Origin of the sequence: Actinomadura roseirufa (assembly GCF_900659635.1) — a bacterium.
GTDB classification, from domain to species: Bacteria; Actinomycetota; Actinomycetes; order Streptosporangiales; family Streptosporangiaceae; genus Spirillospora; species Spirillospora roseirufa.
Genome location: NZ_CAACVB010000458.1, coordinates 1 through 3,835, shown reverse-complemented (window position 1 = coordinate 3,835; position 3,835 = coordinate 1). Strand labels below are relative to the sequence as shown.

Genomic DNA, 3,835 nt, shown 5'->3' with positions numbered 1-3,835 from the left:
CCCGCGGCGCGGGGCGCGACGACGGCCCCGGCGCCGGGCGCGAGCAGCTCGTGGGCGGCGCCGCGGTCGGCGGTCACGACGGGCGTCCCGCAGGCGAGGGCCTCCAGCACGGCCAGCCCGAACGACTCGATCGGGCAGGTCGCGAGGGCCACGTCGGCGCGGGCGAGCAGCCCGGCGACGGCGGCGCGGTCGCCGACGTGCCCGTGGAAGCGGACCGGCAGCCGTTCCCGGGCCGCCCAGTCGCGCAGCCGCACCATCCAGGGCCCGTCGCCGACGACGTCCAGCCGGACGGGGACGCCGCGGCGCACCAGCTCGGCGACGGCGCCGATCGCGAGTTCGGGGCGCTTCTCGGTGGACAGCCGCCCGAGATGCACCAGCCGCACCCCGTCCTCGGCGGGGACGGGACGGGGCCGGAACGTCGTGAGGTCCACGCCCAGCGGGACCCGGTGCAGGGACGGCGCGCCGACCCGGGCGAACTCGGCGGCGGCGAACGCGGAGGTGACGACGATCGCGTCGAACGCGGCGGCCAGCCGCCGGTTCCACCGGTCGGCGACGGCCTCCAGTGGTACCCATCCGGGGGTGCGCGGGCCGAGGATCGCGTCGAGCCGCTCGTGCGAGAACAGCACCGTGCGGACGCCGCGCCGCCGCGCCCACCGGGCGGCGACGGTGAGGGTCGCCTTGTCGGACACCTCGATGACGTCGGGCCGGAGCCGTCCGAGGACGCGCAGCACCGGGCGCGGGTCCAGGACGAGCCGGTAGCCCGGCGCCACCGACGGGCCGGGCACCGTCACGACCGTCCCGTGCGCGGTGTCGCGGCGCGTGTAGGCCGGGCCGGGCACGACGAGGACCCGTTCGTGCCCGGCCTCGGCGTACCCGCCGCCGAGCGTGTCCACGGCCGTGCGCAGGCCACCGGACACGGGGCTGTACAGGTTGGCGAGTTGCACGATCCTCACGCGGTCACCAGTGTCTCGTAGGTCACCGGGCGGCCTCCGGCGGCCACCGCGGCGTCGATGGCGGCGAGCGCGGCGCGGCGCAGCCCCGGCCGGGTCAGGTCCGCCGGGTGCAGGGCGATGCGGAACGGCACGCCACGGCCGGCGAACGCGCGGGCCGCGCCGGTCATCAGCCGCGCGCCGGTGCGCTCCCCCGCCCCGCCGGGGCGGTGCGACAGCGCGGGCATCCGCCGGACGGGCCCGCCCGGCAGGCTGTGCACGCCGAGGTGGCTCGTCCAGTAGGCGAAGCCCATTCCGGCGAGCGCCCGCCGGGTGCCGGGCGAGGCGAGCCACCCGGGCGGCGTGAACCCGACGACGCCGATGCCCGCCTCCGCGAGCACGTCGAGGCCAGCCCGGAGGCGCCGCTCGGCCTCGGGGCCGCTCAGCGCCCAGAACTCGCCCGCGCCGCGGACCAGCGCCCGGTTCACCCCGCGCCGCCACAGCGGCCCGCCGGGCACGCCCTCGTGCAGGTAGCCGTGCAGCGCCAGCTCGTGCCCGCGGTCCGCCGCCGCCAGCAGCGAGGCGACCAGCTCGGGGTCGGCGGGGAGGGCCGCGCCGCCCGCGAACGGGCCGGGGATCACCAGCAGCGTGCACGGCACGCCGCGCTCGTCCAGGTCCGCGAGCCACCGCGCGGTCGGCTCGGCGGTGGACGGCGCTACGTCGTGGATCGACACCACGAACGGGAAGGCGGGTGCGCTCACGCGGCGCTCCTCGTGCGGCGCCCGCCGGTGATCCGGCGCCGCTCGGGCTCACGGCCCGGCTCGGTGCCGGCGGCCGGTCCGGTGCCCGCAGTGAGACCGGTGTCCGCGGCGAGGCCGGTGTCCTCGTGCGGCGCGGGCCGACCGTGCAGGACGTCCCGGTAGTGGCCCATCAGCTCCTCGCAGACGGTGTCCCAGTCACGGCCCCCCACGGACTCGGCGGCCTGGACGGCCATGCGGCGGCGCGTCCGGACGTCGTCCACGAGCGTGCACACGGCCGCGCGCAGCTCCGAGCCATCGTCGGGCGAGTACAGCAGCCCGTTCACGCCGGGTCGGACGAGGTCCAGCGGACCGCCCGCCGCAGGCGCCACGACGGGCACGCCGGAGGCCAGCCCCTCCTGGACGGCCTGGCAGAACGTCTCGTCCGCGCCGGTGTGCACGAACACGTCGAGGGAGGCGACGAGCTCCGACAGCTCGCTCCCGGTGCGGAACCCGGTGAACACGGCGTCCGGCATCCGGCGGCGCAGCTTGTCCTGCTCCGGGCCGTCCCCGACGACCACGACCTGCGCGCCGGGGACGCCGACGAGCCGGGTGAGCATCTCCGGGCGCTTCTCGGCCGCGAGGCGACCGACGTACCCGACGAGCGCCCGGCCGTCGGGCGCGAGCCGGGCGCGCAGCTGCGCCGACCGGTGCGAGGGATGGAAGCGGCGCCGGTCGACGCCGCGCCCCCACCGGGCGAGGCGCGGCACGCCGCGCCGCTCCAGCTCCGCCAGCACGGGCGTCGAGGGCGCGAGGGTGCGGTCCGCGTGGGAGTGCAGCCGGCGCAGCCACCACCACAGGATCGGGTCGGTGCCGCGGAAGCCGTACCGGCGGGCGAACCCGGCGATGTCGGTCTGGAAGACGGCGACCGCGGGGACGCCGAGCCGGCGCGCGGCCGCCAGCCCGGACGCGCCGAGGACCAGGGGGGAGGCGAGGTGGACGACGTCGGGCCCGAAGTCGCGCAGCACGGCGGTGACGCGCCGGGTGGGGACCCCCACCGCGAACGACGGGTAGAACGGCAGCGAGACCCCCCGGACCGTCTCGACCGGGGTACCGGCGTGCGAGCCGGGCGCCGGGCCGGGGGCGACGACGAGGGCCTCGTGGCCGTTGGCGGCGAGGTGTTCGAGAACGCGGCAGACCGAGCCCGTGACCCCGTTCACGCGGGGGAGGAACGACTCGGTCACGATGGCGACCTTCACGGCGAGAGGTTCTCCGGACCGGCCGACTTCCCGGTCGCCGCCCGACACCCGCGAGGCGAACATCACACGAACGGAAATATCGTCTCGGTGATCGACCCGTCGCTCAGCGCGTCACGCGACCCACCGTTCCGGAACCGCACTGCAGGCACATCCGGCGCTCAGATCAGAATCGTCGAAGGCACCGGCCCGGCCGGTGCTCCCGCCGGCCCTGGGGGTGGCGCCGTCGGGCCGCAGCGATCGGAAAACGGCGCCACCCCGGCTCTCACGCGGCGAGCAGGCCCTTGCGCACGGGTGCCGTGCTTCGTCCCGGCGTGCTCGGGGGCGCGGCGGTGCGGGACCTCGGGGGCGGCGTCAACCGCACCACCGCGCCGGTCTTCACGGGTCGGACGGTGTCTGCGCGGGCGGCAGGTCGAGCGTCCGCCCGATCACCTCGGCCGCCTGCTCGGCGGTCGTGCCGATCTGCGCCCCATGGTCGGGCCCGCAGTACCAGAGGAAGGCCAGACGGTGACGGGCCCAGACGACATAGTGGGGCCCTTTTCCCGGACGGATGAGATGCAGAATCTCCGTCCCGTGCGGCAGCATCGGCGCAACGTCGGAAAAGCGCCGACGCACAAGCGACGCCAATTCCGTCAGCCGCTCCCCCGGTGAAGCGGACGCGGGGGGCTCTGCCGCACCACCCGTCCCCCCGCGCCCACGCCCGAACTCACTCACCGGCGCAGCCCTGATCCGTCGGCGCACCGAGAGTGGTCGCCACCGCGAGAGCCGCGTCCACGATGTGGTTCGCCTCCGCGATCGGTTCCCCCCACGAGACGTAGGGTGGGCCGTCGGCGAGGTTCCGGCTTGCGTGCCGGTCCTTTTCCGACGGCCCCCCTCCGAACCCGCCGTGCGACTTTCACCGCAACGGGCTCTC

4 protein-coding genes are annotated in these 3,835 nt (G+C 76.7%); all 4 read right to left on the bottom strand.

The genetic code is table 11. The annotated features are described in order from the left end of the window. On the bottom strand, window positions 1–953 hold a 953-nt coding region (locus tag E1291_RS40025; RefSeq protein ID WP_131743212.1), incomplete at its 3' end, for a glycosyltransferase. After that, on the bottom strand, window positions 950–1,690 hold the full coding sequence (locus E1291_RS40020) for a DUF2334 domain-containing protein (protein WP_207401215.1): 741 nt from the start codon (window positions 1,688–1,690) through the stop codon (window positions 950–952). The genes E1291_RS40025 and E1291_RS40020, both read right to left, overlap by 4 nt. Beyond that, on the bottom strand, window positions 1,687–2,925 hold the full coding sequence (locus tag E1291_RS40015) for a glycosyltransferase family 4 protein (protein WP_207401214.1): 1,239 nt from the start codon (window positions 2,923–2,925) through the stop codon (window positions 1,687–1,689). Before E1291_RS40015 ends, E1291_RS40020 begins: the two co-directional genes overlap by 4 nt. A gap of 375 nt (window positions 2,926–3,300) precedes the next feature. Next, a complete protein-coding gene (locus E1291_RS40010; protein ID WP_131743210.1) occupies window positions 3,301–3,507 on the bottom strand; it encodes a hypothetical protein in 207 nt (68 codons plus the stop codon). Between the last annotated feature and the right edge of the window lie 328 nt (window positions 3,508–3,835).

Excerpts from the sequence above, each read along its gene's own strand:
- E1291_RS40010 (WP_131743210.1), bottom strand. The coding sequence starts at position 3,507 with ATGCTGCCGCACGGGACGGAGATTCTGCATCTCATCCGTCCGGGAAAA.